Raw genomic sequence first — 20214 nt, forward strand, 5'->3', positions numbered from 1 at the left:
CAATTAATTTATTTACAAACAAACGAATGGCTATTATTTTTGAATATACATTTTTCTTATTAAAATCTCACAACTTCTCTTCAGACAAATTCCAAACAAAAAATAACTTTAATTCTCTAAGTAACTCATCGAAGTATTTAATTGAAATCCGTCCGTAAACTCTTTACTAAACAAGCATAATTTGTATATTGACAATGAAAATATTATCAAAATCATAAAATCTGACTTTTTTTAACATAACTATTATTTGATTTCATATATTTGAAAACTAATAAACTACCGATAATACCTTCCAGACCTATGACTTACCTTCTACTAAAACTATGTCATGGCGTTTAACTTTTCAATAATTGTGTATTTGTCATTTGGAATAATGATTCTGAATGCGCAAAATTTCACTTCACAACAATTGATTGATAAATGGAATACCGAAGGCATCAATCAAACCATCATAGCGGAAGAAACCTATTCTGATCTTAAGTATAATTATGATTCAGTTATTTATCAGAGAGTCGTTTCAGAAATTGGAGAGTATTTGAAGAAAAATAAAAATCCCCGTTTGGAAGTTCGCTTCAAAATCTATCAGATTTTAAAATCCCTTCAATCCAAAGAAAAATTAAGTCCGAAAACCGAAACCGAATTAGTTAATCTTTTTCAAAAAGCAATTACCCTTAAAGATCAGCAGCTTCTTTCAGAACTTTATTCTCTCTATGCAGAAAACGGCAAACGCTCTTTTGAAGACAATCTTTTCTACATCATTAAAAGCATTGAAATTCAAGAAGAAATCGGCACAGAATATTTTCCGAAATTCTATATGCGGATGTTCTTTGCCGGATCAAGCTATCACAATCTTTCGATGTACAGAGAAAGTATTCATTTCATAAATAAAAGCCTGAAAAATCTCGAAAAACCCGAAAATAATCTCGGGATTTATGTTCTGAATATGGACTTACTCGGTTCTTCCTATTACCGACTAAACAAAATCGACAGTGGAATGTACTGTTACAGACAGATTTACAACCAATTAAGAGATTACAATATAAATTATAAAAACTACAAAGAAGGATTTCAAAATTATAATTCACCCTTTTTCAATGTTTGGGTTGGTATTTCTCAGGGCGGAATTGCAAAAGGACTGGTGATGCAGGAAAAGTATGACGAAGCCCTGCCCTATCTGGAATATAATGTGGTTCAAAGTCAAAAGTATAATCAACCCAACGATGTGGCAAAAGCTCAAAATCTTATGGCTGAAATTTATTTTAATAGAAATAATACACCAAAAGCTCTGGAATTGAGACATTCTGCATTGAAGAATGCATTGAAAAAAAATACGCTTCGCGAAGCCATTTTCGCATCCAGAGGACTCGAAGACATCTTCAAACAACAGGGGCGTTTTGACAGTGCATACTTCTACAATGAAAAAAAGCATTTCTTTGAAAAAGAAATGTCTCAGGCGATTAACCAGAGTAAATTTCTGTCTGTAACAAACCGGTTACAACATGAAAAAATGCAGAATACATTAGAGCAGGCAGAACATCAGATTACCCGACAAACCAATACCCGAAATCTTATCCTCTTGTGCAGTTCTGTAATTCTAGGTTCAATCTTAATCCTATATTATCGCTACCGACAAAAACAACAGTTAAAATTTATAAAACTCAATCAAAAAAAGGAAATTGCAGAAAAGAATTATCAAGTCACTCAACAAACACTTCTGGCCGCCAATCAGGAGTTGATGCTTTTCAGGAAAAAACTGCAGCAAAATAACCTGCTGATGGAAAGCATGAAAAGCGACACAAAGAAAACACCTAATTATTCCGAACTGCAGACCGCAACCATTCTGACCAAAGAAGACTGGCTCAATTTTATGAAACAATTCAATCAGGTTTATCCCAATTATATCTATTCATTGCGAGAAGTTTTCCCACACCTTTCACAAGCAGAAATCAGATATTTATGTTTGGTCAAACTCAATTTACGGCAAAATGAAATTGCATCTGCACTAGGAATTTCAGATTCTTCAATCAGAGTCACATGGCACCGTATGCGAAAAAAACTGGAACCAGAAAACCCATCTTCCCCTGAAGAGTTTCTGAGAAATTTTGAAAAAAAGTTACAATTCAATTATTAATAATTAAATACAAATGGCTAGATAACAATACATTATCTATTGTAACGATTTTGTAACTCTATTTTAACACCTAAAAAAAGCATATTCAATACATTTGTTTTGAAGTATTAAAAGCACTATGGTTTTTTCAATTACATATCCAACATCAAAATTTCAAAAATCAATGGTTTTTGAATCTGAATTTGGTAATGGGTTGAAAAGTAATTTTAATTTTTTAACGGATTTATTATCTGACTTTAAACCTTTGATTCTTAGAATTAAACTTTTTCAAATAATTCTCCCCCTTTTTAATATAGAATTTGATTTTTTGAAAAAAAGTCAGCTGCAAAAGGGAACCCTCTCTCAAAAACTAAGAACTCATGAATTACTAACCTTTAAATTGAACAAAGTACCTCTTTGCACTCATTTACTAAACTACTCTGTCTACACACCTGAATCAGAAAACCAAACCTTTCGAAAAACTGACTATAGTGCTTGTCTTTGCTAACCTTAATTACCAGATGTTTTAATCCTAACCAGATTAAACAGAATAGTGTGTAAAGAGTAAAAACCACCTAAACCCGAGAGACCGATTGAAAAACCGGTCTCTTTTTATTTCGGTAAATAATTCTTTTTTAACCTTCAGCTTCGCCCGAATTCCTATATTTGTTTGATACATTAACTGAACGATTATGCCGGGATTTGAAGTCTTTGGAGAAGAAGAAAAAAAACATATAAATGACGTATTGGAATCAGGGATTCTGATGCGTTACAACTTTGATAATCAGCGCAACAAACACTGGAAAGCAAAGGAATTTGAAGAAGCCATTTCCGCAAAAATACAGACAAAACATACACACCTTGTCAGCAGTGGAACCACCGCCTTGATTACCGCCATCAAAGCACTCGGAATCGGTGCCGGAGACGAGATTATTTTGCCGGCATTTACCTTTGTAGCCAGTTTCGAAGCGGTTTTATTTACCGGAGCAATTCCTGTTTTGGCCGATATAGACGATACCCTTACCCTTTCGCCCGAAGCGGTAAAAAAAGCCATCAGTCCTCGAACAAAAGCCATCATGCCCGTTCACATGTGTGGTGCAATGGCCGATTTGGATGCACTCATGGAAATCGCTAGGGAAAACAATCTTTTCCTCATTGAAGATGCCTGCCAGGCCATCGGTGGAAAATACAAAGGAAAATATCTAGGGACAATCGGTCACATTGGCTGTTTTTCTTTTGATTTTGTCAAAACAATAACTTGTGGCGAAGGTGGTGCAATTCTGACAAATGATTCTCAACTCTATGAATTCTGTCATCAGTTTTCAGACCATGGACATGATCATTTAGGAAATGACCGTGGCGCAGAACAACACCCGACCATCGGATTAAACTTCCGCATTTCGGAATTACATGCAGCTGTTGGCCTCGGACAATGGCAAAAACTAGACGAAATTCTGAATCGTCAAAAAGAAATTAAAGCATTGATTAAAAACATTTTAAATCAAAACTCAAATCTAAATTTCAGAAGAATTCCCGATGAAACCGGCGATAACTCTTCCTTCCTTTCCCTATTTTTACAAAATGAAAATCAGGCAAGAGAACTAGCTACCCAACTGAAATCCGAAGGAATTCCCTCTGCTTATTGGTTTGACAACAACTGGCATTATGCACGCAAATGGGATCATTTCAAAGAATTAAAAAATGACACTTCACTTTCCGAAGAACAAAGAAAACTGCTACCCGATTGGAATACACTTGATTTATCTGATTCTGATGAAGTTCTCAAAAAAACAATTACAATTCCTCTTTCTTTAAAATGGACAAACGAAAAAGCAGTTGAAATCGCCCATAAAACCCTTGAAATACTTGACAATCTAAAAAGCTAATTATGAAAAAATTAATACTTTTCAGGCACGCTAAAAGCCGGTGGGATTTAGGTGTAAATGACCGAGAAAGAGATCTGGAAGATGTGGGAATCGAACGCACCGCCAAGTCTGCCAAAAAATTGAAATCCATCCTCGATTTTGAAATCGATGCTTGGTATGCAAGTCCTGCTGTCCGGGCTAAAAGAACTGCTGGACTCGTGGCAAGTCATTTCGAGAAACAACCTAAAATTCAATCCATTGAAAATCTATATACTTTTTCTTTTTTTGAATTGCTGAAAGAAGTTAAAAAATTTGATGATGCCATCAATTCCGCCATTATATTTGGCCATAATGAAGCTTTTACAGAATTTGTCAATCGGATGGGAAATGAATATCTCTACAACCTTCCTACTTCGGGCGTCGCCATCATTGAATTTGTAGCAAATAATTGGAAAGACATTGAAAGAGGTCAGACATTAACCATTATCAAACCCAAAAAATTGTAATGACAAAATATATAAACAGAGAAATCAGCTGGCTGCATTTCAACGGTAGAGTTTTACAGGAAGTGAAAGACCCGCAGGTACCTTTACTGGAACGGCTGCGGTTTCTTGGCATTTATTCCAATAATCTGGACGAGTTTTATTCAGTGAGATATTCTGCCGTTTTACGTTCCATTCAGCTTAAAAATAAAGTTTACCGAAATATTTTGGAAGATCAGACCGATGAAGAACTCATCGAGCAAATCACGGAACTTGTTGCTGTTCAGCGCGAAGATTATGATTCACTTTACGACAGCATTCTCATGGAACTGGAAGAACAAGGAATTTATTTCATCGACGATAAAAACATTCCCGAAGATCATTTGGATTTCGTTTCAAATTATTTTAATTCAGAACTGAGCCACTCCATCGGGGTTTATGTTTTGCAGGACAACCTTCGTTCGCCCGCCATCCGTGACGGCGCTTTTTATCTCGCAGTCAAATTTTCCGATCATCAAAATGTAAATTATGCCTTGATTGATCTTCCGACGCATATTTTTCCGAGGTTCATTTTACTTCCTAAAATTGATGACAAACAATATGTAATGTACCTGGAAGATATCATTCGCTACCATCTCAACGATATCTTCAAAGTCTTTCGCTATCAAACCATTGAAGCACATTCGATTAAAATCACCAGAGATTCCGAACTGGATTTTGACAATGATATTGAGTTCAGCCTGTTGGAAAAAGTTTCAAAAAGTCTGGAAGGTCGTCGGAAAGGCGAACCGGTACGAATCGTTTACGACCGTGAACTCGCTCCCGATACTTTGGAATTCCTCGTCAAAAAACTTAGTATTGATGATTATGACAGTATCAATCCCGGTGGGAAATACCACAACAAAAGGGATTTGATGAAATTCCCGAATCTGGGAAGAAAGGATTTGACTTACGAAAAAATAAGTCCAATTATTCCGTACAGCATTCAAAAATTCGACAATCATTTCGAAGCCATAACAAAAGAGGATCATCTGCTCTTCGTTCCGTATCATGATTATTCGGTTTTCCTAAGATTTTTAAGAGAAGCAGCTATTGATCCAAAAGTTTCAAAAATCAAAATCACGATTTATCGTGTTGCAGCCGAATCACAAGTGATGAGCGCACTGATCAATGCTGCAAGAAACGGAAAAGAAGTGACGGCCGTTCTGGAACTTCGGGCGAGATTTGACGAAGCCAACAACGTAAAATGGTCCAAACGCCTCCAAGAAGCAGGTGTAAAAGTGATTTTTGGCGTTCCCGGACTTAAGGTTCATTCAAAAGTCGGATATATCGAAAGAAATGAGGAAGAGGGTTATGCGTCACGTTATGCCTTTATCAGCACCGGAAATTTCCACGCCGGCACAGCAAAACTTTATACCGATTATACGCTTTTAACTTCCAACCCAGAGATTTGTGAAGAAATCTCTCAGATTTTTAAATTTTTCGATGCCAATTATTTGGTTCAATCCTACAAACATTTGTTGGTTTCGCCCCAATCTACCCGAAAGAAACTTATTAAATTCATCAAAAAAGAAATTAAAAATCATAAAAAAGGATTGCCGTCGGGCATCAATTTAAAGCTAAACAGTCTTAGCGATAAAGAAATAATTGACAAACTTTACGAAGCCTCATCGGCCGGAGTAAAAATCCGACTGGTGGTAAGAGGTCTTCATTGTCTGATTCCGGGAATCGAAGGACTTTCAGAAAATATCGAATCGGTAAGTATTGTAGATAAATTTCTGGAACATCCACGGATTTATTGGTTTGTAAATGGTGGTGAGGACAGAGTTTTCATTTCATCGGCCGATGTTATGGAAAGAAACTTGGATTTTCGGGTAGAAGTTGCTTGTCCAATTTATGATGAAAAGCTCAAAAAAATGGTTCAGGATACTTTTGAAATCAGCTTTCACGACAATGTCAAAGCACGATATCACGACGCCCATCAAAGCATGACTTACAGAAGAAATCACCTGCCGGCCATTCGTTCACAGTTTGCCACTTATGATTATCTCTACGAAATGAACATTGCCGAAGAAGTATTTGACGAACTGAATGAATCCGAATCAGAAAATCAGAATTAAATGAAAATCAGAAAATTAGCAGCGATAGATATAGGATCAAACGCGATGAGATTACTCATCAATTATGTATATGAAATTCCCGGTTCACAACCGGTTTTCAATAAAACAAGCATCGTACGGATGCCGATTCGGCTTGGAGAAGATGTTTTTACAAACAAAAAGATTTCGGAGAAAAATACCGCACGACTTGTGGACGCCATGAAAGCCTACAAACTGATGATGGATATTTATGGCGTGGAAGATTACTTGGCTTATGCCACTTCGGCCATGCGCGAATCCGAAAACGGAAAAGAAGTGGTCAGTAAAATTAAAAAGCAGTCCGGAATCGGGATTGAAATCATTGACGGCAATACCGAAGCCCAACTCATTTTTGCAACCGAACTTCAGAGTTTTGTGCTGGACGGAAACAATTATCTCTATGTGGATGTAGGCGGTGGAAGCACTGAACTTACATTTATTTCCAACGGAGAAGTGCAATTTTCACAATCTTTCCCGGTGGGAACCGTTCGTTTACTGGAAGGAAAAGTAGAACAGAACGTTTACCCTGAGATGAAAAAATGGATCGAAGAGAACATCCGTAAACACGATGTGGATTTGATTGGTTCGGGTGGAAACATCAACCACGTTTATAAATATTCAGGTGTAAAATTAGGCAAACCGCTTGCTGGTTCTTATTTGCGTTCGCGCTATAAAAAAGTTCGGGAAATGTCGTATGAAGATCGATTACAAGAACTTAATATGAAACCCGACCGCGCCGATGTAGTGGAATATGCTCTTGAAATTTATACCAAAGTGATGAAATGGTCACGTGCCAAAAAGATTTATGTTCCGAAAATCGGGATTTCTGACGGGATGATCCGGTCGTTGTATGAGGATGTTAAAAAATCTTGATTTATTCGGACAAATTAACTCAACCCATTCAAAACCGTCCCCGATTTCAGTTCGGTTTCTTCCCATTCTTTTTCAGGTTGGCTGTCGGCTGTAATTCCGCCGCCTACATAAATCCAGACTTTGTCACGGAAGAATTGTGCGCAACGCAGGTTGACGAAATATTCCTTTGAATTTCCGGTTTCGATTCCTAAGTATCCCGCATAAAAGCCCCGATCGTAACCTTCATTTTTAAGAATAAAGTCAAAAGCTTCTTTTTTGGGAAGTCCGCAAACTGCCGGTGTCGGATGAATCTTCTCCAACAATTCTTCCAAATCGAAGTTCTCCCCTTTTTCGGCTGTAATATAAGTTTTCAAATGTTGGAATTTCCCTGCCTGAATCGTTTCGGGACCATTAACTCTTAGGTTTTGAGTTCCTGTAAAATTATCCACTATGAAGTCCGTTACGATTTGTTGTTCTTCAAATTCTTTTTCGGTCCATTCCACCAAAGGTTGTTTCGTTCCCGCAAGGGAAACCGTTTGAAGCTGATTTTCTTCTAAACGCAATAAAAGTTCGGGCGTGGCACCCATCCAGGTTTCTGCTCCCGGATTATGCCAGAGATAAACCCATGCCGAAGGATGGCTTTCCAATAAGTTTTTATAGGATTTCAGTAAATTATAATTCTGATTTTCAACTTGTTTCAAACGACTGATAACAATTTTTCTGATTTCGGAATTTTTAATTTCAGAAATTGTCTGGCGGATTAATTCTTCATATTCCGATTGGGTTTTGGGCTGAAACTGAGGTGCAGAATTCAGATTTAATTCGAAATCAAATTCAAATGCTTCCGAAGGAATAAAAACCGGATTTTCATCGGAAATGGATTTTTTAATTTTGGAATCAAATGAATGCATCAAAAATCGGTTGGAATCAGAATGATCCTGCACATAAAGAAAAACTTCCTTTTCGCCCGGTTTTCTGAACAAAACAAACGGAATTTCCTTTTCTACAGCGGATTTTAATTTAATTGAAAATTCTGATTTCATTTTTGAGTATCAAGATTTAAGTATTATGTAAACTTTGTCAAAGTACATTTTGACTGAAGAAAACTTTGACAAAGTAATCTCAATATTATTAATTAAACATAATCATTCGGCACAATGGAAGTCGTAAGGTGGCAATAGCAAACCATCTGTCCTTCTTCGTCGCGGATTTCGATTTTTATCAGATGAACTCTGCTTCCTTTTCGTACGAATTCGGCACGGGCCGTTACCACTCCTTCTCTTTTCGGACGTAAATGATTGGAAGTCATCTGCATTCCCACCGATTTAAATTTTTGAGTATCAATCGAAGTGGCCGATAAAACGCTTCCCACGGTTTCGGCAAGTGCAATGCTTGCGCCGCCGTGAAGGATTCCATAAGGCTGATGAACTTTGGGCGAAACCGGCATCGTAGCTTCCATAAAATCTTCCCCGAAATCGGAAAATTGGATTTCAAGCGTTTCCATCAGCGTGTTAGCACTCATTTGGTTCAGTTTTTCGAGTTTGGCTTGTTTGTCCATCAGAATATTTTTGGGTTATAGTTTTCCGGATGTTTTCCTTTGATGTTCAAGTAAAAATCCTGGATTTCGGTCAGCACTTCTTCTTTGGATTTATTTTCCAAATGAATTACTTTCCCGATTCCGGCTATTTTCTTTTCATAATCACAATAAGCCAGTAAAATCGGAACTTCGGCTTTCTGCGCCATATAATAAAATCCGGTTTTCCACTTTTCGGCACGGGAACGTGAGCCTTCGGGCGTATTGAGCATATAAAGACGATTTGAATTTTTAAGCAGTTCTGCAGCATAATCCACCCTATTGGCGCGTTGTGATCGGTCAATCCCGATTCCGCCCAAGGATTCAATGATGAATCCATACCAAGGTTTGGTCCAAGAATCTTTGATGAAGAATTTCATAGGAATTTCCATTGCCCAAAAGGAAATAATTGTATAGAAAAAATCCCAGTTAGTTGTATGCGGAGCCGCGACCAATACGCATTTGGGAACATTGTGAACTGGAACTGAAATATCAAGTTTCCAGCCAATCAGTTTCAAAATATTTCTGCCAAGAATTTTTTTCATTTAGTAAATTTCGAATCTAAGCAAAGATACATTTTAAGGCAGAAAAAAACCGGAATATAACATCCGGTTTTAATTTTACACTTATTCAGTGAGGTCTGAGTCTTTATCAGCTGATGAATGATACGATTAAATCAATTACCAGAGATGTCAATGTTAACAGAATCTGTACCATCTGAAATGTTTATTTTGTTCTTGTTAATAATTACTTTTTCGTCACCGTCCTGAATGTGCACGCCATCTTTTGTGATGCGCACTTTCGCACTGTCTGAATCAAATTCGGTATGGATTGAATCTTCGGAAGAATTCCATCCGCAATTCAGACATTCGTACTGATTGTTTACAAATTTATAAAATTTGTTGGTTCCGTCTTCATAATCTCTGTCATTTTCAAATTCATCATAAAAAATCAAGTCATCAACATTTTTTGCATAAATCGTTTTTCCTTTCGGAACATAAACCACGATTGAAACCAGTTGGTCACGGAATTTGGAATTTTCGGGCAGTGACAGATAATTATCAAAAATGATTTCGCCCTTTGAATTTACTTTGTAATTATAAGTAATCATATCGGCATTTTTACGGGCATCATCCATACTGCTTCCTTTTGAATAATAAAGTATTTCAACTGAAACCTGATCATTTGGAGAAGTTTTGATTTCGATGTCATCATAAATCTTTCTGTGCAATTTCCCATCGAAATGAACAAATCCGCCCATATCGTTGTCAATTGTCCATTTGATTTTCCGCTTTCCAAAATCTTTGTATTCTTCAAACGAAAGCGTCAAAGTGTCAGCAGCAATTGTGTAAGCTTTTTTATCGGTAAATTCAATGTCCTGCGTAAAGTTTTTGAACAAAGTTCCGACAAGGACAGCCGAAGCGATTAATGCAATAAACCAAAGAACGACTGCGCTCAAGACAAAAGTTTTATTGGTTTTCACACGGCTTGATATAAGTCTTGCGCCTAAGATGATCAAAAGAATTGCGGGAATTGTCATAAGAATTAAGATCAATGCTTTGGCCCCCCAATCCTGCCATTCATAATCCACTACATATCCGAAAAACTGAACTGGTAATTCGCTGCTTGCAGTAATCAAAAGGGCGATGGCTCCGATGATCAATCCGATTCCGGTACAAATCAACATAATTCCTATAAAAATCAGAATGATTTTACCCAATACACTGAACAGGTTTCCCAATGTAGAGGAGGCATCGCGAGCCACGCCTTTCATTTCAGATGCTGCCTGGCTGGCATTTTTTTTTATGGTTTCGAAATCACCTGCCTGACCATACATCTCATATTTCTGGGTTGCCGTTTCTGCCTTTGGCAAAATAATCCAAAGGACAATGTAACTAATGATGGTAAGCGAAGCACCGGAAATGAACACATCTGAAAAGAAAATCACAATCCACAGTAATCTTGTCACCCAGGTTTCAACTCCTAAATAATGTGCCAGTCCTGAAAGAACACCTGCAATGATTTTGTCGTTCGGGTCGCGGTAAAGTTTCCTTTTTACTTTCTCGCCCGAAGCAGTTTGTTTATAGCTGCTTCCTGATTTATAGGAAGTTGTTTCTTCCAAATCTTCATCTACATATTGTTCTGGTCTTCCCATTACTTCTATGATGTGGTCCACATCCTGCTCGTTTACCACTTCTCTTGCACCTAATTTTTCCTTGAAAATTTCGGCAATTCTGACTTCCACATCAGCAATGATATCTTCTGTTCCTTCCATTCCCTGAAGCGAACGTCTGATGTCGTCCAAATAATTCTTTAGTTTAAAGAAAGCGCGGTCGTCCACTATGAACGAGAAACCGCCTAAACTGATTGATATCGTCTTATCCATGTTGATTTGTATCTAAGGTTACTTTATTTACTGCATCTTGTAATTGTTTCCAGGTTTCTGCCAATTCGCTTAGAAACGAAATACCGTCTTCGGTAAGGGTGTAATATTTTCTTGGCGGACCGGATGTGGATTCTTCCCAACGGTAATTGAGAAGATTTTCGTTCTTTAGTCTCGTCAAAAGCGGATAAAGCGTGCCTTCCACTATAATCATTTCCGACTTTTTCAGTTCGTCAATGATATCGGACGCATAGGCATCGCCACCTCTTTTGATGATGCTGAGAATGCAATACTCGAGTATGCCTTTTCTCATTTGCGTTTTTGTTTTTTCTATATCCATCTCACAATCTGTATTTGTATTGCAAATATATAAACAAAAGATAGTATTATGCAAAACAAAGTACTGTATTTTTATAAATTATTTTTTAATTAATTATTAAATAATTAATTATCAGTATATTATATGATTTGTTGATGTTTAAAAAAATTGGTGAAAATCTTTTAAAAACAAAAAAATCACCCCGATTGAGGTGATTTTGTATTTAGAATTAAAAAATAATTTTATCTGAAATCCGGATTAAAAGGATTGGCAAAGTCATAACCCAAACTGAATAGGATTCCGTTTCCGGCTTCTTTTGCAATGTCAGAAAGACCTATGTCATACGCCATCCCTATTTTCAATCCACCTATTTTCATTTTCATAATCGGAGAAATACTCAATCCTTGTGAACCGTTTTTGTCAATATCCTGACGGTAAGAAACCCCTAAATCCAATCCTTGTTCTCTATCACCAAAAGAAATGTGCGACATTAAATTCAAATCAAACTGACGTTCTGAATTGGAATTAAGATTCATCACAACAGAAGGCTCCAAACGGAAAGCATCACCAAGATAAACATGGTAACCCAAAAGGAAATAATACCAGGTAGGCAGTGGTTCTATTCCGTTGGCAATGGCTTCGTTTTGCGTCAAAGGAATATCCAAAACCGACACGCCTCCAAATGCACCGGCATATTTAAATGAAACCCCGAGGTTGAAATAATTCAGATTATAATTCGGATCATTTAAAACTGGATCGCTTGGGTCATTGACAATTACTTTGTCAAGATCCAGACGCTGTTGGAAAAAATTATATGACAAACCAAATGAAAATAAATCTTCAGTTTCATTGTCTCGGTAATCTCTTTGTGAATTAATCGGAATATGGTAAGCTGCCGAAAGATTAACTCCTCGCAGACTTGAAAGTCCATTCTGGTCATTGAAAACATAAAGTCCAAATGCAAGACGATCCACAACCGTTGAATGCACACTCAATGTCTGAGTATTGGGACTTTCAGGCAAATCTGCCCACTGGTTTCTATATGTTCCTGCTACACTTAAAACTTCAGGATTTGCTCCCGCATAAGACGGGTTAATCAAATACTTGTCGCTTACCAAATAATGTTTGTAAAAAGGTAATCCTTCCTGACCCATTGCCTGAAAGGATATTATTACAAAAATAGCCGTAAAAAAAATTTTTCTCATGTGTGTTCCTATCTGTTCCTAACGCTAATATGTCCAATATATTTCATTTCAACCATATCCTCATCTCGGGTTGTAATGATGTACCAATAATCACCGGAAGGAACTGTTTCGCCTTTATACTTACCATCCCAATTAAAATTATCGGATATTTGAAATCCCGAATCTACAAAGATTTTTCCATACCGGTCAAATATTTTAACACTACATTCTGCAGAATTATTCAAACCCCTTATGATCCAAGTATCATTTTTCCCGTCTCCATTGGGCGATATGAAATTGGAAATAAACAAAATACTGAATGTTTTGCTTACCGGATCGCATCCGCTTTCCCTTACAAACACGGTGTATTCTTCGCCCGGGATAAGGTTGTCAAATCTTGGGCTAGTTTGCCAGAAAACACCGTCCAAAGAGAATTCCAGAGCAGTACTGTTACCTGAAGTTTCTACAATTATATAAGTATCGCCAATTTGAATATTTAAAATAACCGGTGGTTCCGGCTGTGAGATTTCAAGAGTAAATGTTTCAGAACAACCTTCCTCTGTAGTTATAGTCAAATGATAAGTTCCCGGTTGGTCAATGTTCAGTTCAGAACCGGTCGTCGAACCTCCCTCCCAGTTCCATTCATAATTTTCATCCGGATATTCCCCACCTGCATCCAACAGAAGTTCATTTCCCGGACAAAGTGTAGGCAAACTGTCAAAGGGATTTACCGGCATTAATGATCTTTCAAAACTGAAAGGCAAAACTACCGGACAAAAATCTGTAAGCTCCAGACGCACATAGAGCGTACCGGAGTTTGAAGCAGGATTATAAGCTGTATAATTCACAATCGGATTCTGATTCAGAACAGCATCATTTTCAGTTTCGAAATAATTTACAACAACCGAACTGTCTGATGTGATTTGTATAATAATTTCTGACAAATCGAGTGTCTGATCCTCACACATTCCGCTTAAACCATAGGGTTCAGGCTGATGAGGCACCTCTTCTCCCTGCTGATAAATCAGCAATACAATTTCCGGACAAAATCCGTCTTTTTCAAGTCTCACGTAAACCATACCATCTGAATTTACAGGAAACTGAGCGGGATTGATTATAAAATCATTTCCACCGGACTCAGCTGAATTTATATCGGTATAATAATAAAAATGTATACCGGTTTCATTTGAGATTTCTGTTTCAAGTTGAGTTAAATCCAATACATTGGAGCAAAAAGGTTCTAATTGGAATTCAGAAGCATTTACCGGAATTTTTTCGCCTATTTCATATTCCACATACCTGATTTCCCGGCATCCTGCCTCATTTTTTATTACCACCCAAATAATAGTCGGACTATCTGTAACAGGATAATTCAAATAATTTGTAATGGGATTGGTTTCGTTTTCAGCATCTGTCTGGCTCATAAAATAGCTGAATTGAATTCCGAGATCGGAAAGAATCAGTTCATCATGCCACTCCGTCAGATCAACAGTAATAAATTCGTCAAAGTCTTCATCACAAAGCATTTTAGGTTCTAATTCGGTCTGATTGGTCACATTCTGCACAGATTCATTGGCAATTAAAATAATTGTGGAAAAACTACGACAAACTCCATCTGAAATAACTACCCAATAAGTCTGTGTAGAACCCGTTGCAATGTTTACTAAAGGATTCTGAGGGTTGTTCCCTGATTCTGCATCGGACTGGTTTAAATAAAAAGTATAATTCAGATTTCCGGGTTGAGAGGGCACTAATAAAGGTATGGCATCTTCCAAATTAAATTCTACCCATCCATCTCCGTCTTCATCACATTCAGGTCCGAGGCTTACAGGATTTTCTGCTACTGGAGCTGTGTTAAGGTTCAATTCAAGTTCCAGCACAGTATCGCAAAAATGATTTTTCACAAGTCTTACATACAAAGTCTGCGATTCGTTGACAATGTATGAGGTCGGATTTGGAATAAAATTATTATTACCCGCATCGGCATCAGCCTGGTTTTGATAATAGAAGAAACTCACGCCCAATTCATCTGAAAACAACGTATTGTACTGCGTCAAATCAATTATATTTTCATTGTCACAAACTTCAGTTGAAATCAATTCTTCCAGAACCGGGATCTGTTCGTTATTGTAATGCACAGTTAATTCGGCTTCACAAAAACCGTTTGACCATGTATAATGATAATCTCCCGACAAAATAAATCCTGAAATAGTCGGTGTATTGGAAATCGGATCATCAATGATGGTCGGAGATGGATTTCCGGGATCAATCGTCCAGCTGCCTGAACCAATCGAAACAATCCCTGTGGCAACATTGTCTTCGCAAGAAAGAGAAATTTCAGGTGCCGAAGCAAGTCCAAAATTGGAAGTAAATTCAATTGCATCCAGAAAATTACCTACTGTATTATCAAAAGAAGCTGTACTTACCGCCCGGAATTCAAATCGGGTAACCGTCTGTCCTGCAGGCACTGTATAAGTTCCGGTATAAACCTGCCAGCCTGTCCAGACTTCACTTGAATACTGGCCAAGTTCAATCAGCGGGCCACCCGGCGGGCCGGCATAGACTCCTACCACATCAAATCCGCTTGTAGCCAGGTTTCTGGCACTGTGCGCAAAACTGTAGTTGAAAACAATTCCTGCCATAGGTGTGGCAAAATCCTGATAAACGCCTGAAGAATAATTGGCATTGAGCTCTATGTACTGACTACCTGAATAAGCAGCAATCCCGCCACCGTTATTGGAATTCGGCCAGATTTCAATCTGATTATCGGGAGCTGTGGTACTCCAACCAGGTACCTGAGAAGCATCCATGAAAGTAGGCCAACCGCTTTGCGCAATCACCGGCTCTTCAAAATCCGGATTTATGGTATTGATTTCACAATCCTGCTGCGCATAAACCATTAGCCCAAAAAATAATCCGGTTAATAATGCAATATATTTCATGTGTCAGTAAAAAGGGACTGCCTTTTTCAAGACAGTCCCTCAAATTTAATTATAATTCTGGAAAAATTTTAATTGGCAATCCATATTCTACTGATTTCTTACCGAGATATGTCCCACAAATTTTCGTTCTGCAAGGATACCGTCCGAGGGTATGTGCAGGATGTACCAGTAATCACCCGATGGTACATTGTTTCCTAAATATTTACCATTCCATTCATAATTTCCTTCGAAATTGGTATCGACAAATATTTTACCATAACGGTCAAATATTTTAATGGTAGCGCCAGGTGTTGCCTCGATTCCGCGAATGGTCCAGGTATCGTTTTTACCGTCATTGTTTGGTGAAATCAGATTCGGAACGCTCAAGAGTGTCAGGTCATATTTTTCAATCATACATCCGCGCGATCTTACCCATATTGTATAAGTTTCACCCGGAATCAAATTGTTGAACTGAGGCGTACTCTGCCATAAAACACCATCTAACGAATATTCCAGTGGTCCTTCACTGTTGTTGGTAGCACTGACAATGACAAAATTATTACCCATTTCAATTCCGGTAATCACAGGAGTAGATGGTAAACTCACAGTCAATGTTCTTTCTTCGCTTATACATCCGTCTGCACTGAAAGCCACAATGGTGTAAGTACCGATCTGGTCAATGGTCTGAACCGGACCTGTCATAACTGTCCCGTCATCAAAAGTCCATTGAAAAGTGGCATCGGGATCATCGCTTGTGGCCGTAGCTTCAAAACTGTCTCCTTCACATAAAATCATGGAAGATTCTGAAATCTGCAAGGTTGGCGTTGGTAAACGCTCTAGCAAAATTTCCACAAATGCCGGACAATAATCCGCCATATTCAGTCTGACGAAAACAGATGTCTGTGTTGTCCCCGGTGTAAAAGTAGCCGGATTATTGATTTGATTTGTCTGATTTCTGGCGTCATTCAAAGTATTGTAATAATTATAATCAGCTCCTCCGCCGCCAATGTTACCTGTAAATTGTGTCAGATCAACTGTGTCTTCCGGACAATATTCGATCGGACCAAAAGGACCTGAATTATGCGGTACTATATCCTGAGCCAGGAACTGAACTGGAATTTCTGCAGAACGGCATCCTTCTCCGCTTTGCCCTACTACATAAATTGTAGCAGGAAGTGACGTAAACTGATAATTGTTCAATTGACCTGCAGGAATCGGGTTATCATTGTTAAAATCTGCAAGTGAACCATAATAAATATAGGTAATTCCGGTGCCTCCTCCTAGTGCAACGTTCAAATCTGTAAGGTCCGTTTCATAAACACCATCGAAATCATCGTCACATATTTCCTGAATCGCGACTGGATTTAATTCTGGGTTCGGATAAATTTCTATCACAAAAGGAGTTTCAAGTGCACATTGCCCATCATCCGGATAAAAAGTATAAGTCGAAGTCCCTAAAGTGTTGGTATCAATAATTGCAGGAATCCAATGGCCGATTACACCGTTATCTAAAACAGTTGGTAGATTGTCCGGAGCACTTCCTTCACAATAGGTGTTGGGAAGGTTAATATCAACTGCTTGCTCTTCACTGATTGTAATAATTATGGTTAAAGGTGTGGCACATTCTCCTTCATCAGGTGTAAATACGTATTCGTACTCTCCCGGATCAACATTTGTATCAATGACAGCCGGCAACCAGGTACCCGGAATTCCATTATTGGAAGTAAGATTTAATGCAGGCGGTGTCGTATTTTGACAAATCGGTTCGATTTCTGTAAATGCAGGAATCAATCTTTCATTAATAGTAATTTCTATTTCGAAAGTTTCTACACATACATCATCAGGTGTAAATGTATAAGTAAATACGCCAAATTCCGATGTGTTGATTTCGGCTGGAAACCAGGTTCCCGCATACCCTTGATTTGAAATCAACGGTAATGTATCGGCCTCATCATCCTGACAATATTCTTGATTGATTGTGAAATCTGTCTGCAACAGTTCGGTAATTGTAACTTCGATTTCGTAGATTGATCCACATTCATCGCTATCAGGAGTAAAAGTATAAATGGTTGGACCTCCTACAACGGAAGTGTCGATCACTGCGGGGCTCCAAGTTCCCTGAACACCATTGGCAGACACAGATGGTAGTGGCTCGGGCGTAGCATTTTGGCAATATTCCGTCTGAATTTCTTCAAATTCAGTTTCCACTCCTTCCACTATTATTTCAACCTCATGTACAAATTCACAACCGTACTCATCAGTGACATTAAATGAATAAACATAAGTTCCTGCCTGATTAAACGGTCCTACTGTAATTGTATTTGATAACTGATTTCCTGTACAGTCTGCTTCACCCGGACAAGGATCCATACCTGTTGGAAGAATAGGCTCATTTGCTACTGTTTGTGAAGTAGGTACAGCAGGACCTGCTCCTGTATGAGTCCAAAGTCCTCCGTCAAGAATTGGTGTTTCTGTTTCAAGATCTGAATAACAATCTCCTGGGAAACTAATTGACCAGCTGCTGATAAATCCGTCATCAATCGCCCATTCATCAGAAATTTTTAATACCCACACACCATTAAGTTCCGCTCCTACTAAACTATTAAAGGAGCCTGAAGAATTGAATGTAGCTCCTTGAAGGAAATATTGCCCTGACTCACATGGCCCAGGATATACATCACAAGTTTGAGTTGTATTTGTATAACCCTCTGCTGCGCCCCAGTTTATTCCTCCTGAAGAAACAATATGATAAGGCGCCACACAACCGGGCTGAAGATTGTCCGCACCATTTACACACCATCCGAATTTTTGTCCCCCAAATGGTCCATACCCGTTGAAGAGCCTTACTTCTTCACCCGTGGGGGCAATAAGGTCAATCCATAAGTCACCCGCAAATGAATGTTCAAGCTCAATCATTATTTCGGGAAAACAAGATGCGGAAAGTGTAGCTCCCGGTGGAAAATAACCTGTCAGATCCAAATAAGAATAATAACTTACACCGTCTCCATCTGGTAAAGAAATTTCACTTCCTACATTTGGTGGTGGCTCCTGGGTAATTATCTGAGATCCGGCAATTCCGGTTAATTCGACTGTATCACCACAGGATATAGTTATCGGACCTTCTGTAGAGCCTTCGAAATTTGGTGGTGGCAAAACCATAACAAGCTTGACTGCTGTATTGGAACTCAGACATCCCAGAGGATCTGTTCCTGTGTTATTGGTTCTTACTTTCAGCGTTACAGTATAGATTCCGGGATCATCGGGAAAAGTATGAGTTGTTACAGGAGTTGTGGTAACAGATGTGGTTCCATCTCCCCAGTTCCACTCATAAGAAGAAATTGTATAACTATCATTACTGTATGAACCTGAAGCGTCAAAATTTACCGTTAAATCTCCTGGGGCTACTGCGCTGGATGCACAAATCTCCTCTGTCGCGGTATCGGCTAAAACTGCTGTTGGAGCTACACATGGTTCTACACATGAAATGTCTGCAACCCATCCCGGTCGGTTGACTCCATAATCTGAATTAAATCTGAATGTCACACATCCACCCGGCTGATTGGATATGAAAACAAATGCCCCTAAATTACCTGATAATGTCTGTGCCGGCATACCGGTAGCGGTCGGTCCATTGAAGATTTCTAAAATATCATAATTTGCTTCCGTATTGAACGAAGTGAAATTAAAACGGAGCAGTTCACCAGGATTGGCCGTACAAAATGTTAATGTTCGATTAGTGATGTTATTGGAATAATTTGCTCCTGCTCCTCCATCATCTGTAAAAGTTCCTGTACAGGTTACAATGGTTTGTCCGTTATTGGCTGAGCTCATTGGATATGTCTGAGCTCCCACCTGATAAAAAATTACAAACAAAAATAGTCCTAAAATCTTTTTCATAAATCTTTTTATTTTATTGTTTGTAAACGTTGTTTTAATTCCTGATCAAATGCATAGACATACCACAATTCCGGCAAGGAATATATATCTCTTATCTTTCGTGAAAGCCCGTTCACGAATTCATTCATTTCTTTAATATACTGCTGGTATTCAGGAGAGGTCTGGTTTAATTCTTCTGATGAAACTTCCTTGAGGAACTTTAATTTATCAACTGAAACTTCGTAGTCATAATTCCCTTCTAATTTATGAGATAAATCAAAAATATGTTTTTGGGTATCAAGGTAATAACCCGGGGGTAAATTGTATGATTTTTGTTGACTGAATGCAATCGAAGATATCACCAAAGCAATTGGTAATATGAATTTACGTAATCTCATTTCCTCTTTTGTGTTAATTGTTATTTGTAAAAATTAAAAATCCGGCCTCAAAGATTTATGTTGGTTAACTCCTACAAACTCTCAAAAGTAACTATTTTTTTTCATTAATTTAA

General features: G+C 38.1%; 14 protein-coding genes. 5 read left to right on the plus strand and 9 right to left on the minus strand.

The features are described from left to right. The first annotated feature begins 328 nt into the window (after positions 1–328). The 5 genes from WBF63_RS10905 to WBF63_RS10925 all read left to right on the plus strand — a co-directional run bounded on the left by WBF63_RS10905 (position 329) and on the right by WBF63_RS10925 (position 7468). The gene (locus WBF63_RS10905) at positions 329–2131 is read left to right on the plus strand and encodes a hypothetical protein (RefSeq protein ID WP_424369752.1); all 1803 of its coding nucleotides are present in this window, start codon (positions 329–331) and stop codon (positions 2129–2131) included. Positions 2132–2802: 671 nt separating this feature from the next. Further along, on the plus strand, positions 2803–3996 hold the full coding sequence (locus WBF63_RS10910; RefSeq protein ID WP_424369753.1) for a DegT/DnrJ/EryC1/StrS family aminotransferase: 1194 nt from the start codon (positions 2803–2805) through the stop codon (positions 3994–3996). A gap of 2 nt (positions 3997–3998) precedes the next feature. Further along, entirely contained in the window at positions 3999–4481 is a 483-nt protein-coding gene (locus WBF63_RS10915; RefSeq protein WP_424369754.1) for a SixA phosphatase family protein, read from the plus strand. Continuing rightward, positions 4481–6577, plus strand: a complete 2097-nt coding sequence (gene ppk1 / locus WBF63_RS10920; RefSeq protein WP_424369755.1) for a polyphosphate kinase 1 — start codon at positions 4481–4483, stop codon at positions 6575–6577. Before WBF63_RS10915 ends, ppk1 begins: the two co-directional genes overlap by 1 nt. Next, positions 6578–7468 carry a Ppx/GppA phosphatase family protein gene (locus WBF63_RS10925; RefSeq protein WP_424369756.1) on the plus strand — a complete coding sequence of 297 codons (891 nt, stop codon included), beginning with the start codon at positions 6578–6580 and terminating at the stop codon, positions 7466–7468. It abuts the gene before it with no gap. 14 nt (positions 7469–7482) lie between these two features. On the opposite strand, the gene WBF63_RS10930 is transcribed toward WBF63_RS10925, so the two are convergent. From WBF63_RS10930 to WBF63_RS10970, 9 genes are all read right to left on the minus strand, one after another. Beyond that, positions 7483–8490 (minus strand): chorismate-binding protein, encoded by a 1008-nt coding sequence (locus WBF63_RS10930; protein WP_424369757.1) that lies wholly within the window; start codon positions 8488–8490, stop codon positions 7483–7485. A 92-nt stretch (positions 8491–8582) separates the two neighbouring features. Then, positions 8583–9005, minus strand: a complete 423-nt coding sequence (locus tag WBF63_RS10935) for a PaaI family thioesterase (RefSeq protein ID WP_424369758.1) — start codon at positions 9003–9005, stop codon at positions 8583–8585. Continuing rightward, complete coding sequence (locus WBF63_RS10940; RefSeq protein WP_424369759.1) at positions 9005–9565, minus strand: 1-acyl-sn-glycerol-3-phosphate acyltransferase; 561 nt, start codon at positions 9563–9565, stop codon at positions 9005–9007. The genes WBF63_RS10935 and WBF63_RS10940 overlap by 1 nt, the downstream gene beginning before the upstream one ends. Positions 9566–9696: 131 nt before the next feature. Next, complete coding sequence (locus WBF63_RS10945) at positions 9697–11406, minus strand: PspC domain-containing protein (RefSeq protein WP_424369760.1); 1710 nt, start codon at positions 11404–11406, stop codon at positions 9697–9699. After that, complete coding sequence (locus WBF63_RS10950; RefSeq protein WP_424369761.1) at positions 11399–11743, minus strand: PadR family transcriptional regulator; 345 nt, start codon at positions 11741–11743, stop codon at positions 11399–11401. Before WBF63_RS10950 ends, WBF63_RS10945 begins: the two co-directional genes overlap by 8 nt. A 221-nt stretch (positions 11744–11964) precedes the next feature. Further along, positions 11965–12927: a PorP/SprF family type IX secretion system membrane protein gene (locus tag WBF63_RS10955; protein ID WP_424369762.1), complete on the minus strand. Its 963-nt coding sequence runs from the start codon at positions 12925–12927 to the stop codon at positions 11965–11967. A gap of 8 nt (positions 12928–12935) precedes the next feature. Continuing rightward, entirely contained in the window at positions 12936–15848 is a 2913-nt protein-coding gene (locus tag WBF63_RS10960) for a T9SS type B sorting domain-containing protein (RefSeq protein ID WP_424369763.1), read from the minus strand. 87 nt (positions 15849–15935) lie between these two features. Then, positions 15936–19724 carry a T9SS type B sorting domain-containing protein gene (locus WBF63_RS10965; protein WP_424369764.1) on the minus strand — a complete coding sequence of 1263 codons (3789 nt, stop codon included), beginning with the start codon at positions 19722–19724 and terminating at the stop codon, positions 15936–15938. Between the two features lie 8 nt (positions 19725–19732). Further along, a complete protein-coding gene (locus WBF63_RS10970) occupies positions 19733–20101 on the minus strand; it encodes a hypothetical protein (protein WP_424369765.1) in 369 nt (122 codons plus the stop codon). Between the last annotated feature and the right edge of the window lie 113 nt (positions 20102–20214).

Source organism: Moheibacter sp. (assembly GCF_049672845.1).
Taxonomy (GTDB): domain Bacteria; phylum Bacteroidota; class Bacteroidia; order Flavobacteriales; family Weeksellaceae; genus Moheibacter.